This is a genomic window from Pseudomonas sp. A-1 (assembly GCF_004801855.1).
GTDB lineage: Bacteria > Pseudomonadota > Gammaproteobacteria > Pseudomonadales > Pseudomonadaceae > Geopseudomonas.
In genome coordinates, this window is the sequence record NZ_SSTC01000022.1 from 41,317 (window position 1) to 59,280 (window position 17,964).

The window sequence follows — 17,964 nt, forward strand, 5'->3', positions numbered from 1 at the left end:
AGGGCTGCCCAGGCGAGCCAGCCCGTCTGCCACGGGGATATGTCCCCTCTCCAACGCAATGAAAGCATTAGGATTATTTTTTTATGACAAAACGATCATTCACAGAGTCCCGGACATTGCTTTAGAACTCAAGACAGATCCGCGGCCGCAAGCGCTGCGGGACACGCTCGCCACGCCGGCAGCGAGCAGCAGGTGGCAGAACCTCTGCCAGGCCTCCCGAGAGGCCAACGGGAACAGTACAGTCAACGACCGAGGGCAATACCCGATGAGAAGACTTAAGCGTGATCCGTTGGAACGAGCCTTTTTGCGCGGTTATCAGTATGGCGTCAGCGGCAAATCCCGCGACATGTGCCCCTTCACCCAACCTTCCGCACGCCAGGCCTGGCTCAACGGCTGGCGCGAGGGCCGGGTCGACAACTGGGAGGGCATGACCGGCACTGCCGGCGTCCATCGTCTCAACCAGCTGAACGCCGTAGGCTGAGCCCACTCTTCACCTTCCGACCGGCTCTTCCATCCATCCACCACAGGGCTCCCGCGGGAGCCCTGCCTGTTTCCGGCCTCAGGCCCTGCCGGCTGCGGCGATGGCATCCACCGCCGCGCGGATCAGCGCCGGCCCCTTGTAGATGAAGCCCGAATAGATCTGCACCAGGCTGGCGCCGGCGGCGATCTTTTCCGCCGCGTGCACACCCTCGGTGATCCCGCCGACGGCGATGATCGGCAGGCGTCCGCCCAGTTCGCCGGCCAAGACGCGCACCGTGTGGGTGCTCCGGTCGCGCACCGGCGCCCCGGACAGGCCGCCGGCCTCGTCTGCATGCGCCAGCCCCTCCACGCCCTCGCGGCTCAGGGTGGTGTTGGTGGCGATCACCGCATCCATGCCGGTCTCCAGCAGCGCACGGGCGACCAGCACGGTTTCCTCGTCGCTCATGTCCGGGGCGATCTTGATCGCCAGCGGCACGCGCCGGCCATGACGCACCGCCAGCTCCTCCTGACGCACGCGCAGGGCCTCGAGCAGTTGCCTGAGCGAGTCGCCGAACTGCAGGCTGCGCAGCCCGGGGGTATTCGGCGAGCTGACGTTGACCGTCACGTAGCTGGCATGGGCATAGACCTTGTCCAGGCAGATCAGGTAGTCGTCCACCGCGCGCTCGACCGGGGTGTCGAAGTTCTTGCCGATGTTGATGCCGAGGATGCCGCGGTACTTGGCCGCCTGCACCCGCGCCAGCAGGTGGTCGACGCCGAGGTTGTTGAAGCCCATGCGGTTGATGATCGCCTCGGCCTGCGGCAGGCGGAACAGCCGCGGCTTGGGGTTGCCCGGCTGCGGGCGCGGGGTCACGGTGCCGATCTCGATGAAGCCGAAACCGAGCTGGGCGAAACCGTCGATGGCGTCGCCGTTCTTGTCCAGGCCGGCGGCCAGACCGACCGGATTGGGGAACTCCAGGCCCATCACCGTCACCGGCAGGCGCGGCGTCTGGCACACCAGGCGGTTGAGGCCGAGGCGGCCGCCGGCGCCGATCAGGTCGATGGCCAGTTCGTGGGAGGTTTCCGGGGACAGCTTGAACAGCAGCTCGCGAGCCAGAGCGTACATGGGCAGGGGTCATCAGGAGGCCAGAAGAGCGCAGATTATAGCCCAGTGACCGCCGGGCGGCGAAGCCGCCGCCGGCAATCCGCCGCTCCAGAGCGGCCTGGCAACAGAACGCCAGCATTCTTTTGACGGCCGAAGTCGGGTAGTCTTGGCTTCTGTTAGGCCTTGGGGCAAGGTCCGTGCGGCATACTCCCCCGCCTATAATCCATCTGTGTGCAGGAAGCATCCGGGCATGACCATGCCACCCATCACACTGACCGAGCGTCTCGCGGCCCTGCTCCAGCGTCTGGGGCTGGGCGGGCGCGGCAGCCAGCAGCTGCGCGAGCAGGCGGCGCGTCTGCGCCTGCCCTTCGCTCCCCTGCCGGAGGTGCCGGACAGCATCTGGTGGCAGGACGGTCCGCCGCTGCAGCGCCTGGCCGACCTGCCGCGCGGCGCCCTGTCCGGTCCGGTGCAGGAAGACAAGGCGGCCGCCCATGGCGCGCTGCGCGCGCTGATCCGGGTCGAGGAACGGCAGATCGGCGAGTTCGACCTGCGCTGGATCGACGGTCTCGGCGGCGCCCCGGAGTCGGGCTGGCGCTTCAACCGCTTCGAGGACTACGCCGCCTCGTCCGCCTGCCGCAGCATCCGCCTGATCAGCTACAAGGATTTCAGCCGCACCCTGGCCCAGGCCCTGCCGCACCATGCCAGCGGCGAGACCCTCTACCTGCGCCAGGCCAGCTGGCGCGGCGAGCGCTACTTCTGGAGCGGCGAACAGGCCGCGCCGGCCTTCGCCTGTGCGGTGGCCTACGCCCGCCGCCGCGGCCTGACCATCCAGCTGCCGGCGCTGCTCAGCGAATATCGCCTGAGCCGCAGCGGCCTCGACCAGTTGGATGCCGGCTACCATGTACTGGCCATGCCGGCCGCGGCCTGGAGCGACGCGCGCTTCATGCGCCTGCTGCTCACCGGCATGCCCTACGCCCGCCTCAACCTGCTGCGCGACAGCGGCGGCCCGGAGTTCCTCCTCCTGCCGCGCAGCCAGGCCGACGCCGACGCCCTCGGCGAGGGCCTGCGCCTGGCCGGCGCCGCCGACGTCAGCGCCTGGCTGCGCACGCTGCTGGCGATCTGAACGGCGTCAGGCCGGCACCCCATCGCGCTCGCGAGCCAGCCGCGCTCCCGCCTGGGCGGCGGGCAGCGGGCGGCCGCACAGGTAGCCCTGCACCGCATCGCAGCCGAGCGCACGCAGCAGCTCCAGCTGGCTGGCGGTCTCCACGCCCTCGGCGACCACCTGCAGGTCCAGGCCCTGGCCCATGGCGATCACGGTGGCGACTATCTTGTCGGCGCGTGCGTCCTGACCCAGGCCGTCGATGAAGCTCTTGTCGATCTTCAGCTTGTCGATGGGGAAACGGCTGAGGTAGGCCAGCGACGAGTAGCCGGTGCCGAAGTCGTCCACCGCCAGGTGCACGCCCAGGGCCTTGAGCTCGGCCAGACGCACCTGGGTCTCCAGGTTCTGCGCCATCAGCGCGCCTTCGGTGATCTCCAGCTCGAGCAGCGCGCCGGGCAGGCCGCTGTCCTCCAGCGCGCGGCGCACCAGCTCGACCACGTCCAGATGCTGGAACTGGCGCGGCGACAGGTTGACGCTGACCGGCACCGCCGGCAGGCCCGCCTCGCCCCAGCGCACGGCCTGGCGACAGGCCTCGTGCATCACCCACTCGCCGAGGGCGAGGATCAGCCCGGTCTCCTCGAGCAGCGGGATGAACACCGCCGGCGACACCGGCTCGCCCTGGATCGGGCACCAGCGCACCAGCGCCTCGAAGCCGAGGATGCGGCCGCTGGCGATGTCCACCTGCGGCTGATAGTAGAGCTGGAACTCCTGGGCGGTGATCGCCCGGTGCAGGCGGCTTTCCAGGGCCTGGCGATTCTCCGCGGCGCGGGTCAGCTCCTCGGTGTGGAACTGGTAGTTGTTGCGGCCGTTTTCCTTGGCCTGGTACATGGCCACGTCGGCGCAGCGGATCAGCTCGGACATTTCCAGGCCGTCGTCGGGGTACAGGCTGATGCCGATGCTGGCGCCGACGAACAGCTCGTGACCGCTGCCGACGCGGAACGGCTGCTGCAGAAGGTCGATCAGGTCCTGGGCGACCAGCGCCGCCTCCTCGGGGTGATGGATGCCCTCGAGGACCAGCAGGAACTCGTCGCCGCCCAGACGGGCGAACATGTCCTCGGCGCGGATGCGCTGGCGCAGGCGCCCGGCAATCAGTACCAGCAGCTCGTCGCCGACGCCGTGGCCGAGGCTGTCGTTGACCCGCTTGAAGCCGTCGAGATCGAGGAACAGCACCGCCACCTTGCAGTGCAGGCGGCGTGCCCGCTCGATGGCGCCGTTGAGGTGCGACTGCACGAGGATGCGGTTGGGCAGCTCGGTGAGCGGGTCGTAGTGGGCCAGGCGCTCGAGCTGCGCCTCGGACTCCTTGAGCTGGGAGATGTCGCTGAACACCGCCACATAGTTGGTCAGCTTGCCCTTGTCGTCGCGCACCGCGCTGATGCTGTGCCACTGCGGGAACACCTCGCCGGACTTGCGGCGGTTCCACACCTCGCCCTGCCAGTGGCCCTCATCGAGCAGGGCGGTCCACATGCTCTGGTAGAACTCCTTGCTCTGCCGGCCGGAGCTGACCATGCTCGGGTTGCGGCCGAGCACCTCGTGCTCCTCGTAGCCGGTGATGTCGCAGAAGGCACGGTTGACCGCGATGATCTTCGGCGTGGTATCGGTGATCACCACCCCCTCGCGGGCGTTGGTGAACACCGCGGCGGCATGGCGCAGCTTCTCGTCCGCCGCCTTGCGCGCCGAGATGTCCAGCAGCAGGCTCTCCAGGCACAGCGGCTCGCCCGCCGCATCGCGGTGCACGCGGGTATAGTCCTCGATCCAGATGTAGCCGCCGACGCCGGTGCGGATGCGATATTCGAGGACGAATTCCGGGCGCGCCTCGTCGATGCTGCGCTGCACCTCGGCCAGCACCAGCGGCAGGTCGTCCGCATGGATCAGGGTGGTGAACCAGCGCTGGCCGTCGAGCAGGCTGGACGCCGAATAGCCCCAGCGCTCGACGTTGCTGGACACGAACTGCACCGGCCAGCCGGTCTGCGCCTTGCGCCGCAGCATCACCATCGGGCTGGCGACCACCGCATCCACCACCGCCTGCACCGTCTCGCGGTCCTTGTAGCGCTGGGTGACGTCGAGCAGGGTGCCGATGATCGCCGGCAGGCCGTCCAGCTCGATGCGGGTGCCGAAGGCCTCGGCCATGAACTCGCGACCGTCGCGGGTCAGCGCGCGAAACTCGTAGTGGGCCGAAACCAGCTCGCCGCGTTCGCGCCGGTCGAGCATGTCGCGCACCCGCGGCCGGTCGGCCTCGCAGACCAGGTCCAGCAGCGAACGCGCCACCAGCTCCTGCGGCTGGTAGCCGAACCATTCGGCCAGACGCGGGTTGGCGTACTCGAAGTGGCCGTCGCGCAGCACGTAGACACCGACCAGCGACTGCTCGACCAGTCCGCGGAAACGCGCCTCGTTGGCCTGCAGCTCGCTGCCGGCATCCAGCTCGGACTGAATGTCGAAGGCGCTGCCCAGGTAGCCGTTGAACTGGCCATCGCGCCCCACCAGCGGCTCGCCATGCAGCTGCACCCAGTGGTAGCGCCCGGTCCGCGCGCGCAGGCGCAGGCGCACGGCGAAGTCCACCCCGCAGCCGGTGCCGCCCTCGGTCAGCAGCGGCTCGAGCAGACGGCGATCGTCGGGATGCAGCGCCTGCCACCAGCCCTCGCCCTGGCTGTCCTCGTCGCCCATCCCGGTCAGCTGCATCCAGGCGGCGTTGACGTAGACGCAGCGCTGCTGGCGATCGACCTGCCACACCGGGCTGGGAATGCAGTTGAGCAGGTATTCGTTGTAGTCGCGGGCGCTGATCACCCGCTGCATCAGGGCACCGAACTCGGCGGCCAACTGGCCGACCTCGTCGCCGCCGAGCACCGGCAGGCTGTCGATGCGCCCGGTGCTGAGCCGGCGCACGTCGTCCAGCAGCTCCTCGATGCGATCGGTGAGCAGGCGCTTGAGCAGCCAGGCCAGCAGCAGGGCCAGCAGCAGCAGCGGCACCAGCAGCATGAGCAGCTGCTGGCCGGTGCGCGCCCAGGCCTTGTCGCGCAGCGTATCGGTACGCATGACCAGCACCACCATGCCCCCGCCGGGTACGCTCGCCTCCTCGCCCAGCGGATAGCCGCCCAGCAGCAGCTCGTCGCCCTCCAGCCAGTGCAGGTGCTGACGCTCCCAGCGCTCGGGATCCGCCAGCAGGTGTTCGACGGCCGGCATGTTCAGCGGCATGCGCGACGCCCCCTGGGGCAGGCTCAGGGCGCGCAGGCGACCGCTGCCATCGAGCACGGCCGCGTAGACCAGGGCCGGATGGCTGAGATGTTCGCTGAACAGGTGTCCGAGGCGCTCGGCGCTGGCGGATCCGTTCTGCACCAGGCCGCTGGCGATGAAGTGACCGATGAAGTCGGTGGTGGTTTCCAGCTCGCCCATCGTCTCCTGCAGCGAGTGGCGATAGACCGAGAGTACCTGATAGGCGGAGACCAGCAGTCCGAAGCAGAGAAAGGCGCTCAGCAACAAGGCACGCAGGGTGAACAGGCGACTCATGCGCGATCTCTCCAGGGCGGGACTCTGTCACGAAAGCGGCGGAACCTCCCCCGGTGGGCAGGACGAGGCGCGCCCGCAGTACAGCTGCCGCAGGGATGGGTGCAGGGTTTCTCGCTTGTTGCCCGACCGCTCCCAACGGCACACTTTGCATGCACCCGCGGCAGAAAAGCAAAAGGGTTACTCGCAAAAACGTAACCCGTTGATATGTATCAAGATTCTGGTGCGCGAGGGGGGATTCGAACCCCCGACCTACCGCTTAGGAGGCGGTTGCTCTATCCAGCTGAGCTACAGGCGCTAATGGCCGGCGATGTTAAACGAGGCGCGGCGACTTGTCATGCCCGGAAGCCAAATCCGCCGCCCGGCAATGCCCAACCAATCGCAATTCCGCCACCACCGACTGGCCAGCCCCGGCTCCAGCGGTCACACTGCCCATCCCTCCCCGCCGCATGCGCGGGGCGCGACTATGGATGGAAACGGTGCCGGCGCGGGCAACTGATGAACGGAAGCAACCGGGCATGGTCATATCACTGCTACCTGCACATTCCCATCTGCGATCACCTGATAACGCGGTTAGACAGCCCATGAAACAGAGCCTCCCCTCCCGCTCCAGTCGGAGCGCCGACAAGTTTGTCGTCCGCCTGCCGGAGGGCATGCGTGCCCGCATCGCCGAAGTGGCCCGCCACTACCACCGCAGCATGAACTCCGAGATCATCGCGCGCCTGGAGAAGACCCTGCTCGCCGAGGGCAGCCTGCCCAGCGCCGGCAGCAGCGCCGCTGCCTCCGGCGAACTGCCCCCGCACGAGCACCAGCTGCTGCAGCGCTTCCGCCAGCTGCCGCAGCCGCAGCAGAGCGCGCTGATAGCCCTGCTCAACAGCGCGGCGAACAGCTGACCCTCCAGACGCACAAGGGCCGCCGGACATCTGCCGGGCGGCCCTTGTGACGGCACGAGCGGCGTGCCCCACCCGCTACATGAGGAACAGGGTGGCCAGGCCGAGGAAGATGAAGAAGCCGCCGCTGTCGGTCATGGCAGTGATCATCACGCTGGCGCCCATCGCCGGATCGCGCCCCAGACGCGCCAGGGTCATGGGGATCAGCACCCCCATCAGCGCGGCGAGCAGCAGGTTGAGGGTCATCGCCCCGGTCATCACCGCACCCAGCGACCAGCTGCCGTACAGGTACCAGGCCACCCCGCCGATCACCCCCCCCCAGACCAGGCCGTTGATCAGGCCGACGCCCAGCTCCTTGCGCAGCAGACGCATGGTGTTGCCCGTCCCCACCTGATCCAGCGCCATGGCGCGGACGATCATGGTGATGGTCTGGTTGCCGGAGTTGCCGCCGATGCCGGCGACGATCGGCATCAATGCCGCCAGCGCCACCAGCTTCTCGATGGAACCCTCGAACAGGCCGATCACCCGCGAGGCGAGAAAGGCGGTGACCAGGTTGATCGCCAGCCAGGCCCAGCGGTTGCGCACCGATTTCCACACCGAGGCGAAGATGTCCTCCTCCTCGCGCAGGCCGGCCATGTTGAGCACTTCGCTCTCGCTTTCCTCGCGGATCAGGTCGACCATCTCGTCGATGGTCAGACGGCCGATCAGCTTGTCGCTCTTGTCCACCACCGGCGCGGAAATCAGGTCGTAGCGCTCGAAGGCCTGGGCGGCGTCGTGGGCGTCCTCCTCGGGATGGAAACTCACCGGGTCGGTGGCCATCACCTCGGCGACTTTCTTGTCGGGGTCGTTGACCAGCAGGCGCTTGATCGGCAGCACGCCCTGCAGGATGCCGTCGTAGTCGACCACGAACAGCTTGTCGGTGTGCCCCGGCAGCTCCTTGAGCCGGCGCAGGTAGCGCAGCACCACCTCGAGGGTCACGTCGTCGCGGATGGTGACCATCTCGAAGTCCATCAGCGCACCGACCTGGTCCTCCTCGTAGGACAATGCCGAACGCACCCGCTCGCGCTGCTGCGCATCGAGCGTCTCCATCAGCTCGTGGACCACGTCGCGCGGCAGCTCGGGAGCCAGGTCGGCCAGCTCGTCGGCGTCGAGGTCGCGGGTCGCGGCGAGGATCTCGTGATCGTCCATGTCGGCGATCAGCGTCTCGCGCACCGCGTCGGAGACTTCGAGGAGGATGTCGCCGTCGCGCTCGGCCTTGACCAGCTGCCAGACCGTCAGGCGGTCGTCGAGCGGCAGGGCTTCGAGGATGTGGGCGATGTCGGCGGGATGGAGATCGTCGAGCCGGCGCTGCAGCTCGGCCAGGTTCTGGCGGTGCACCAGGCTCTCGACCAGTTCCTGGTGCTCACCTTCCTGACGCTGGGTCAGCCCCTCCACCAGCCTGTGCCGGTGCAGCAGCTCGACCACCTGGGCCAGACGATCCTGCAGGCTTTCCTGGGGCTTCTTGGCTTCTGCTTCGGTCATTGCGCACTCCCTGTCCCCCAGTGGCAGGACGCGCCCCGGAGGCAATCAATCTTTCAAGATGCAGACGAACAATCGAGGTTCGGGATAACTGGGTAAGTCCATGGCTGGATTTCCACACGACCCGCTGGGGGGCAGACGTGTCAATGATAACATCCGCGGCGCCCTTGGGCGCGTCGAATCGGCCCGTGGCAGAGCGGCTGCGGGAACGAAACGCGGGAAATGAAAAAAGGGCCTGCATCGCTGCAGGCCCTTTCGGTATGGCGCACTCAGGAGGATTCGAACCTCCGACCGCCCGGTTCGTAGCCGGGTACTCTATCCAGCTGAGCTATGAGTGCACATGTGATGTTTAGCCAGATCACCGCTGGTCCGGAATCGCCGGCAATGCCGGCGACCCTGAAGATGGCGCACTCAGGAGGATTCGAACCTCCGACCGCCCGGTTCGTAGCCGGGTACTCTATCCAGCTGAGCTATGAGTGCACATGTGATGTTTAGCCAGATCACCGCTGGTTCGGAATCACCGGCAATGCCGGTAACCCTGAAGATGGCGCACTCGGGAGGATTCGAACCTCCGACCGCCCGGTTCGTAGCCGGGTACTCTATCCAGCTGAGCTACGAGTGCGCAGGGCTGCCTGTCTTGCCAGGCTGTCACTCCGTCGAGCCATGCGACTCTCTGGAGAAAAATGGCGGAGAGGGGGGGATTCGAACCCCCGACACCCTTTTGAGGTGTACTCCCTTAGCAGGGGAGCGCCTTCGGCCACTCGGCCACCTCTCCGCAACACGGGGCGTACTATACCCAAGCAAACCCCGTTTGCAAAGCCTTGATTCGATAAAAATCGAAAAAAAATCAATGGCTTGGTTCTTCGTCCTTCTCCTTCTGGATGCGCTGGTAGATTTCCTCGCGATGTACTGCGACTTCCTTGGGTGCATTGACGCCAATGCGCACCTGATTGCCCTTCACGCCCAGCACGGTCACGGTGACATCGTCACCGACCATCAGGGTCTCTCCCACGCGGCGAGTCAGAATAAGCATTCCTTTTCTCCTTTTGCCTGTATCAGGACAGCTGTCTGCAAGAAAAATGGCTAAACACCGGAGGGAAAAACTCCCCCCAGCTATCGCCCAAGTATTGACCAGAGCCGGCGGAATGAAATCCTCCATCCCGGCCAAAAACGACAAAAGGCGCGGAAAGCCGCGCCTTTTGCTCGGGAGGCGTCACTCGCCCTGACGGGTCGGCGCGTCCAGATCGAAAGCGGTGTGCAGCGCGCGCACGGCCAGCTCGAGGTACTTCTCCTCGACCACAACGCTGATCTTGATTTCCGAGGTGGAGATCATCTGGATGTTGATGTTCTCCTTGGCCAGCGCCTCGAACATGCGGCTGGCCACGCCGGCGTGGGAGCGCATGCCGACGCCGACCAGCGACACCTTGGCGATGTCGGTGTCGCCGGACACCTCGCGGGCGCCGAGCGCCTGGGCGGTCTGGCCGAGGATCGCCAGCGCCTTGTCGTAGTCGTTGCGGTGCACGGTGAAGGTGAAGTCGGTGGTGTTATCGTGCGCCACGTTCTGCACGATCATGTCCACCTCGATGTTGGCGGCGCTGATCGGGCCGAGGATCTTGAACGCCACGCCGGGAATGTCCGGTACGCCGCGAATGGTCAGCTTGGCTTCGTCGCGGTTGAAGGCGATGCCGGAGATGATCGGCTGTTCCATGGATTCCTCTTCGTCGATGGTGATGAGGGTGCCCGGACCCTCCTGGAAGCTGTGCAGCACGCGCAGCGGGACGTTGTACTTGCCGGCGAACTCCACCGAGCGGATCTGCAGCACCTTGGAGCCGAGGCTGGCCATTTCCAGCATCTCCTCGAAGGTGATCTTCTCCAGCCGCTGGGCCTTGGCGACCACGCGCGGGTCGGTGGTGTAGACGCCGTCCACGTCGGTATAGATCTGGCACTCGGCGGCCTTGAGCGCCGCGGCCAGGGCCACGCCGGTGGTGTCGGAGCCGCCACGGCCGAGGGTGGTGATGTTGCCCTGCGCGTCGACGCCCTGGAAACCGGCGACCACCACCACGCGACCGGCGTTCAGCTCGCCACGGATGCGGGCGTCGTCGATCTCGAGGATGCGCGCCTTGGTGTGGGCGCTGTCGGTGAGGATGCGCACCTGGTTGCCGGTGAAGGACACCGCCGGCACGCCGCGCTTGATCAGCGCCATGCTGAGCAGGCCGATGGTGACCTGCTCGCCGGTGGAGATGATGGCGTCCAGCTCGCGCGGATCGGGCTGCGGCATGACCTGCTTGGCCAGTTCGATCAGACGGTTGGTCTCGCCGCTCATGGCCGAGACCACCACCACGAGGTCATGTCCCGCCTCGCGGAACTTCTTCACCTTCTCGGCCACCTGCTCGATGCGCTCGACGCTGCCGACCGAGGTGCCGCCGAATTTCTGTACGATCAATGCCATTTCGATGCTGCCCAACCGCGAAGAAAAAGTCGCCCATTAAAACCGCCAGGCCGGGGCCTGCCAAGAGCCCGCCGGGCGCGGGGCGGGCTCTCGCATCCGGTCAGAACGCGGCGGCGACGAACGGCTCGACCAGCGCCAGCGCCTCGCCCAGCTTGCCGGCGTCCACGCCGCCGCCCTGGGCCATGTCCGGGCGGCCGCCGCCCTTGCCGCCGACCAGCGCGGCGGCCTGCTTCATCAGCTCGCCGGCCTTGAGCCTGGCGGTGAGGTCCTGGGTCACGCCGGCGACCAGCACCACCTTGCCGTCGAACTCGCCGCCGAGCAGGATCACCGCGCGGCCCAGCTTGTTCTTCAACTGATCGACCAGCGCCAGCAGGGCCTTGCCGTCCAGACCGTCGAGACGCGCGGCCAGCACCTTGACCCCATGGACGTCGACCGCGGAACCGGCCAGATCGTCGCCGGCGGCGCTGGCGGCCTTGGCCTTGAGCTGCTCCAGCTCCTTCTCCAGCTGGCGGTTGCGCTCGAGCAGACCGGCCAGCTTGTCCAGCAGGTTGTCGCGCGAGCCCTTGACCAGCGCGGCGGCTTCCTTGAGCTGCTCCTCGGCGCCGTTGAGGTAGGCGAGCGCCTGCTCGCCGGTCACCGCCTCGATGCGGCGCACGCCGGCGGCCACGCCGCCCTCGCTGACGATCTTGAACAGGCCGATGTCGCCGGTGCGCTGGACATGGGTGCCGCCGCACAGCTCGACGGAGAAGCCGCCGCCCATGCTCAGCACGCGCACGCTGTCGCCGTACTTCTCGCCGAACAGCGCCATGGCGCCCTTGGCCTTGGCGGTGTCGATATCGGTTTCCTCGGTCTCGACCTCGGAGTTCCTGCGGATCTCGGCGTTGACCAGGTCCTCGAGGGCCTTGAGCTGCTCGGGCTTGATCGCCTCGAAGTGGCTGAAGTCGAAGCGCAGGCGCTGGCTGTCGACCAGCGAGCCCTTCTGCTGCACGTGCTCGCCGAGGATCTGGCGCAGCGCGGCGTGCAGCAGGTGGGTGGCCGAGTGGTTGAGCGCGGTGGCGCCGCGCACACTGGCGTCGACGATGGCCTCGACGCTGTCACCGAGCTTCAGGCTGCCGGCGTCGAGGATGCCGTGGTGCAGGAAGGCGCCACCGGCCTTGCGGGTGTCGCGCACGTCGAAGCGCACGCCGTCCTGGCTCAGGTAGCCGCAGTCGCCGGCCTGGCCGCCGGACTCGGCGTAGAACGGCGTCTGGTCGAGCACCACCACGCCCTCCTCGCCGGCGCTCAGGCTGTCGACGCTCATGCCTTCCTTGAACAGGGCGACGACCTTGCCGCTGCCGCTGGTGCCCGCGTAGCCGGTGAAGCGGGTCTCGCCTTCCACCTTGATCAGGCTGTTGTAGTCCATGTCGAAGGCGCTGGCCGAGCGGGCGCGCTCGCGCTGGGCCTGCATCTCGCGCTCGAAGCCTTCCTCGTCGATCGACAGCTCGCGCTCGCGGGCGATGTCGCCGGTCAGATCGACCGGGAAGCCGTAGGTGTCGTACAGCTTGAACACCACGTCGCCGGGGATCACCTTGCCCTCGAGGCCGGCCAGGTCCTGCTCGAGGATCTTCAGGCCCTGCTCCAAGGTCTTGGCGAACTGCTCTTCCTCGGTCTTCAGCACGCGCTCGATGTGCGCCTGCTGCGCCTTGAGTTCCGGATAGGCCTCGCCCATCTCGGCCACCAGGGCGGCGACGATCCTGTGGAAGAAGGCGCCCTTGGCGCCCAGCTTGTTGCCGTGGCGGCAGGCGCGGCGGACGATGCGGCGCAGCACGTAGCCGCGACCCTCGTTGGACGGGGTGACGCCGTCGGCGACCAGGAAGCCGCAAGAGCGGATGTGGTCGGCGACCACCTTCAGCGAGGCCTGCCCCTCGTTGGCGCAGCCGATGGCCGCGGCGGAGGCGTTGAGCAGGCTCTGGAACAGGTCGATCTCGTAGTTCGAGTTGACGTGCTGCAGCACGGCGCTGATGCGCTCGAGGCCCATGCCGGTGTCCACGCTCGGCGCCGGCAGCGGGTGCAGCACGCCGTCCGCGGTGCGGTTGAACTGCATGAACACGTTGTTCCAGATCTCGATGTAGCGGTCGCCGTCTTCCTCGGGCGAGCCGGGCGGGCCGCCCCAGATGTGCTCGCCGTGGTCGAAGAAGATCTCGGTGCACGGACCGCACGGCCCGGTGTCGCCCATCGCCCAGAAGTTGTCGGACGCGTAGGGCGCGCCCTTGTTGTCGCCGATGCGCACCATGCGCTCGGCCGGCACGCCGACTTCCTGGGTCCAGATGTCGTAGGCCTCGTCGTCGCTGGCGTAGACGGTGACCCACAGCTTCTCGGCCGGCAGGTTCAGCCACTTGGGCGAGGTGAGGAATTCCCAGGCATAGGCGATGGCGTCGCGCTTGAAGTAGTCGCCGAAGCTGAAGTTGCCCAGCATCTCGAAGAAGGTGTGGTGACGCGCGGTGTAGCCGACGTTCTCCAGGTCGTTGTGCTTGCCGCCGGCACGCACGCACTTCTGGCTGGTGGTGGCGCGGGTGTAGGCGCGCTTCTCCAGGCCGAGGAAGCAGTCCTTGAACTGGTTCATGCCGGCGTTGGTGAACAGCAGGGTCGGGTCGTTGGCCGGAATCAGCGAACTGGATGCGACGCGGGTATGCCCCTTCTCTTCGAAGAAGCGGAGGAAGGCTTCACGGATTTCTGCGCTTTTCATGGATTTTTCTCGGGAAACTGGATCGCTGCGGCCATTGCCTGACTGCCGCACGGATAACCGGCAAAGACGGGCATTATATAAACAACCCGCGCCAACTTGCATCGGCGCAGGCTATCGGCCCGATAGGAATGAACGCGGGGAAGTTCAGGGACAGACGTCGGCCAGGCTGACCGGCACCACGATCAGGCCGGCGCGCAGGCCGTTCTTCACCCTGGGGTTGGGAAACACGATGCGCGCACCGCGCTCCACCACCTGCCAGCGCCGGCCGCCGGCATCCTCCGCCAGCAGGCTGCCCGCCTCCAGTGCGGTGAAGTTCTCCACCGCATCGTCCAGGTACAGACGGAAGTCGTGGCTGTGCTTGATGATCTCGCGGGCGATGCTGAACAGCTGCAGGGCCGCAGGGTCGCCGGGGGGCAGCTCGCGGCCCTCGATCAGCGCGCGCAGCAGCGTCTCCAGGCGGCCGAGGTCGATGCCCTGGTTCTGCCCGAACGGCCGCGCCTGGCCCAGCTCGAGGGTGAAGGCCTCGGCGCCGAAGCGCTGGCTGGAGAAGGCGCTGAAGGTGGTCGAGGTGCCGCTCTGCAGCAACAGCGCCTGCAGCCCCGCGGCCTGCAGGCAGGCCAGCTGCTCGCGGGTCGGCGGCTGCGCGCTGGCCGGGCGCAGGGCGAACTGCTCGATCTGCGAGCCGCGGATCGCGGTGTGCAGGTCGTAGTGCAGGCGCCGGCGCCCGGAACTGGCGAAGAACAGCTCGGCCTGCAGCTCCAGTTCCACCGCGCGCAGGGCTTCGGGACCGCTGACCGAGGGATCGCCGCCGCCGAACAGACGGTTGAGGTCGTAGCCGACGAAGCGCTCGCCGCGGCGCAGCCCGGCGGGATTGCCGAGCACCAGCAGCAGGCGCACGGCCGGCTGCAGGCGGCAGGAGGCGATGTCGTGAAGCAGGCGCTCGAGCAGCTCGACCGGCGCGGTCTCGTCGCCGTGGATGCCCGCCGACAGCAGCAGATCGACACCGCTGTCGCCGCCGGCCGGCGGCTCGACCAGCAGCACGCCCTCGGCCTTCCACTGCAGGCGGGCGCCGGAGGCGCAGACCTGGATCTTTTCCGAGGGCTCGCGTCCGGCCAGGGTCAGCTCAAGCAGTTTGCCGAGGGCAAGCATGGCAGGCGCTCCTTACGGCTGGCGGTACTCCCAGCATAGCCGGCGACTCAGTGGTGGTCGCAGCCGCAGTCGGGGCCATGCTCGTGGGCCTCGGCGGCTTCCAGCTCGACGCTCAGCGACAGCTGGTTGACCGCCTGCGGGCGCACCACCAGCAGCGGGATGTCGGTCTCGCCCTCGACCGACTCGGCGTAGACGATCACCCCGCCCTTGCCGTCGGCCTCCAGCCACAGCTCGCGGCCTTCGAGGCGCACCGCCACGCGCGCGCTGTGGGTTTCCCGACGTTCGCCGTAGGCATCTTCGAGGATCAGGGGCAGGCTTTCGCTCATGGAAGTTTCTCGCTCAGACACGCTGGAAGGAATAGAGGGCTCCCAGCTTAAGGATTTGCGTCAGTTCGTCCAGTGCCGCGCGCGACTCGTCGAGCAGTTGCGGGTCGGCCAGATCACGGCTCACCAGGCGGTCGCGGTAGTGGCGGGCGACCCAGCGCTCGAGGCTATCGCACAGCGTCGGGGTCAGCAGCACGCCGGCATGGGTCGCCGCCAGCTGGCCCGGGGTGAGCACCACGCGCAGGCGCAGGCAGGCCGGACCGCCGCCGTTGCGCATGCTCTGCCTGAGGTCGACCACCTCGAGGGCGCGGATCGGGTTGTCGGCGGCCAGCAGCGCCTGCAGCCAGGCCCAGACTTGCGCCTGCTCGCGGCACTCCTCGGGCACCAGCAGCATGGAGCCGTCGGCGCGGGTCAGCAGCTGGCTGTTGAACAGGTAGCTGCGCACCGCCTGCTCCAGCGACACGAGCGCGCGCGGCACGCACAGCGCCTGCAGGTGGCCGCCGCGGCGCGCCAGCTTGCCGGCCAGCTCGTCCAGAACCCGCGCGCCGTCGAGGAAGGCGTCCTCGTGATGCAGCAGCAGCTCGCCGTTGGCCACCGCGATCACGTCGTTGTGGAACACCCCGGCGTCGATCGCCGCCGGGTTCTGCTGGGCGAACACCACGCCGTCGGCGGCCAGACCGTGCAGGCGCGCCAGCGCCGCGCTGGCCTCGCGGGTCTGCCGCGCCGGGAAGCGCTGCGGCTGCGGCGCCTGCGGATCGAAGGCGCTGCGCCCGTAGACGAACAGCTCGACGCCGGGCTCGCCATGGGCGCGGCACAGCCGTGCGTGGTTGGCCGCGCCCTCGTCGCCGAAGGTCGCCTGGGCCGGCAGCGCCGGGTGATGGGCGAAGTGCCGCGGATCGCCGAAGATCTTCTGCAGCACGCGGGCGCTGGCCGGAGGCTCGATCGAGCGATGCAGCTGGGCGTGGAGGTTGGCGGCGGTGAAGTGCACGCGGCCGTCGGCGGTATCGGCGCCGGGGCTGACGGTGGCGGCGTTGGCCGTCCACATGCTGGCCGCCGAGCCGAGCGCGGTCAGCAGCGCCGGCGCCTCGCCGGCGGCGCGCGCCAGCACCTGGGCGTCGCTGCCGGCAAAGCCCAGCGCGCGCAGGGTGGCCAGGTCGGGGCGCTCCTGCGGCGGCAGCACGCCCTGGACGAAGCCCAGCTCCAGCAGGCGGCGCATCTTCGCCAGCCCCTGCAGCGCCGCCGCACGCGGATCGGCCGGCTGCTCGCGGCTGCCCATCGAGGCCAGGTTGCCGGGCGACAGGCCGGCGTAGTTGTGGGTCGGGCCGACCAGGCCGTCGAAGTTGACCTCGACGACGCTCACAGCGCCAGTCCCGGCGGCAGGCTGGCCGGCACGGCGAGTTGTGCGCTCTCCAGCGAGGCCACCGGGTAGGCGCAGTAGTCGGCGGCGTACCAGGCGCTCGGCCGGTGGTTGCCGGAGGCACCGATGCCGCCGAACGGCGTGCTGCTGGCGGCGCCGGTCAGCGGGCGGTTCCAGTTGACGATGCCGGCGCGGGCCTGCAGCAGGAACTGCTCGTAGCGCTCGGGCGAGTCGGAGATCAGCCCGGCAGCCAGGCCGAAACGGGTGGCGTTGGCCTCGCCCAGCGCCGCTTCGAAGTCGGCATAGCGGAGCACCTGCAGCAACGGGCCGAAGTGTTCCTCGTCGGGACGCTCGGCCACTGCGCCGACGTCGAGGATGCCCGGGCTCAGCAGCGCCGTGCCCGGCTCCAGCTGGCGCATCGCCAGCAGCGGCGTGGCGCCGCGGGCGAGCAGGTCATCCTGGGCCGCGAGCAGACGGGCGGCGGCCTCGGGCGAGATCAGCGCGCCCATGAAGGGTTGCGGATCGGCATCGAAGCGGCCGACGCGCAGGCGGGAAACGACCTCGACCAGCCGCACCAGCAGGCGTTCGCCCCACGCCCCGGCCGGCACCAGCAGGCGCCGCGCGCAGGTGCAGCGCTGGCCGGCGGAGAGGAAGGCGCTCTGCACGATGCACAGCACCGCGGCGTCGAGATCGGCGACCTCCTCGACCAGCAGCGGGTTGTTGCCGCCCATCTCCAGGGCGAGGATCTTCTGCGGCTGCTCGGCGAACTGGCGGTGCAGCAGGCGCCCGGTGGCACTGGAACCGGTGAACAGCAGGCCGTCCAGCTCGGTTTCGGCGGCCAGTGCGGCGCCGGTGGCGCGACCACCCGGCAGCAGGTTGAGCACCCCGTCTGGCAGGCCGGCCTCGATCCAGCAGCGCACGGTCAGCTCGGCCACCGCCGGGGTCAGCTCGCTGGGCTTGAACAGCACGCAGTTGCCGGCCAGCAGCGCCGGGACTATGTGGCCGTTGGGCAGGTGGCCGGGGAAGTTGTAGGGGCCGAACACCGCCAGCACGCCATGCGGGCGATGGCGCAGCACGCTGTGGGCGTCGCCCAGCGGCGCGCGGCGCTCGCCGGCGCGCTCGGCCTGGGCGCGGATCGAGATGGCCACCTTGCCGACCATGCTGGCGACCTCGGTGCTCGCCTCCCACAGCGGCTTGCCGGTCTCGCGGCCGATCAGCCGGGCCAGCTCGTCGCTGCGCGCCTTGAGCACCTCGGCGAAGCGTTCCAGCACGGCGATGCGCTCGGCCAGCGGCCGCGCGGCCCAGGCCGGGAAGGCGCGGCGCGCGGCGCGGGCG

General features: G+C 68.5%; 13 protein-coding genes and 5 tRNA genes. 3 read left to right on the forward strand and 15 right to left on the reverse strand.

Features of this window, described 5'->3' with window-relative positions; genetic code table 11:
• Positions 1-265 precede the first annotated feature (265 nt).
• Positions 266-481 (forward strand): ribosome modulation factor, encoded by a 216-nt coding sequence (rmf, locus tag E5198_RS07020; RefSeq protein WP_136489301.1) that lies wholly within the window; start codon positions 266-268, stop codon positions 479-481.
• Positions 482-559: 78 nt separating this feature from the next.
• Here the strand turns inward: rmf and E5198_RS07025 are convergent, their stop codons facing one another.
• Entirely contained in the window at positions 560-1,582 is a 1,023-nt protein-coding gene (locus E5198_RS07025) for a quinone-dependent dihydroorotate dehydrogenase (protein WP_136489291.1), read from the reverse strand.
• 229 nt (positions 1,583-1,811) lie between these two features.
• Between E5198_RS07025 and E5198_RS07030 the strand changes: the two genes are divergently transcribed.
• A complete protein-coding gene (locus E5198_RS07030) occupies positions 1,812-2,684 on the forward strand; it encodes a DUF6685 family protein (RefSeq protein WP_136489292.1) in 873 nt (290 codons plus the stop codon).
• A gap of 6 nt (positions 2,685-2,690) precedes the next feature.
• Here the strand turns inward: E5198_RS07030 and E5198_RS07035 are convergent, their stop codons facing one another.
• Complete coding sequence (locus E5198_RS07035) at positions 2,691-6,221, reverse strand: EAL domain-containing protein (RefSeq protein WP_136489293.1); 3,531 nt, start codon at positions 6,219-6,221, stop codon at positions 2,691-2,693.
• 218 nt (positions 6,222-6,439) lie between these two features.
• Positions 6,440-6,516: transfer RNA gene (locus tag E5198_RS07040), tRNA-Arg, on the reverse strand.
• Between the two features lie 286 nt (positions 6,517-6,802).
• Here E5198_RS07040 and E5198_RS07045 point away from each other — a divergent pair.
• Positions 6,803-7,111, forward strand: a complete 309-nt coding sequence (locus tag E5198_RS07045; RefSeq protein WP_236574621.1) for an Arc family DNA-binding protein — start codon at positions 6,803-6,805, stop codon at positions 7,109-7,111.
• 75 nt (positions 7,112-7,186) lie between these two features.
• Here E5198_RS07045 and mgtE read toward each other — a convergent pair whose 3' ends face one another.
• The 12 genes from mgtE to astD all read right to left on the reverse strand — a co-directional run.
• A complete protein-coding gene (gene mgtE / locus E5198_RS07050) occupies positions 7,187-8,629 on the reverse strand; it encodes a magnesium transporter (RefSeq protein ID WP_136489294.1) in 1,443 nt (480 codons plus the stop codon).
• 258 nt (positions 8,630-8,887) lie between these two features.
• Positions 8,888-8,964, reverse strand: a tRNA-Arg gene (locus tag E5198_RS07055).
• 65 nt (positions 8,965-9,029) lie between these two features.
• A tRNA-Arg gene (locus tag E5198_RS07060) sits at positions 9,030-9,106 on the reverse strand.
• Between the two features lie 65 nt (positions 9,107-9,171).
• A tRNA-Arg gene (locus tag E5198_RS07065) sits at positions 9,172-9,248 on the reverse strand.
• A gap of 62 nt (positions 9,249-9,310) precedes the next feature.
• Positions 9,311-9,401: transfer RNA gene (locus tag E5198_RS07070), tRNA-Ser, on the reverse strand.
• A gap of 72 nt (positions 9,402-9,473) precedes the next feature.
• Positions 9,474-9,659: a carbon storage regulator CsrA gene (csrA, locus tag E5198_RS07075; RefSeq protein ID WP_090312814.1), complete on the reverse strand. Its 186-nt coding sequence runs from the start codon at positions 9,657-9,659 to the stop codon at positions 9,474-9,476.
• A gap of 180 nt (positions 9,660-9,839) precedes the next feature.
• Positions 9,840-11,075: an aspartate kinase gene (locus E5198_RS07080; protein ID WP_136489295.1), complete on the reverse strand. Its 1,236-nt coding sequence runs from the start codon at positions 11,073-11,075 to the stop codon at positions 9,840-9,842.
• 100 nt (positions 11,076-11,175) lie between these two features.
• A complete protein-coding gene (gene alaS / locus E5198_RS07085) occupies positions 11,176-13,800 on the reverse strand; it encodes an alanine--tRNA ligase (protein ID WP_136489296.1) in 2,625 nt (874 codons plus the stop codon).
• Positions 13,801-13,944: 144 nt separating this feature from the next.
• Positions 13,945-14,949, reverse strand: coding sequence for a succinylglutamate desuccinylase (gene astE / locus E5198_RS07090; protein WP_136489297.1), 1,005 nt, complete (start codon positions 14,947-14,949; stop codon positions 13,945-13,947).
• 47 nt (positions 14,950-14,996) lie between these two features.
• Positions 14,997-15,275 (reverse strand): GTPase, encoded by a 279-nt coding sequence (locus tag E5198_RS07095; RefSeq protein ID WP_136489298.1) that lies wholly within the window; start codon positions 15,273-15,275, stop codon positions 14,997-14,999.
• Positions 15,276-15,288: 13 nt separating this feature from the next.
• Positions 15,289-16,632 (reverse strand): N-succinylarginine dihydrolase, encoded by a 1,344-nt coding sequence (astB, locus tag E5198_RS07100; RefSeq protein ID WP_136489299.1) that lies wholly within the window; start codon positions 16,630-16,632, stop codon positions 15,289-15,291.
• Positions 16,629-17,964, reverse strand: a 1,336-nt coding sequence (gene astD / locus E5198_RS07105) for a succinylglutamate-semialdehyde dehydrogenase (RefSeq protein WP_136489300.1), incomplete at its 5' end; no start/stop codon positions are given. The genes astD and astB, both read right to left, overlap by 4 nt.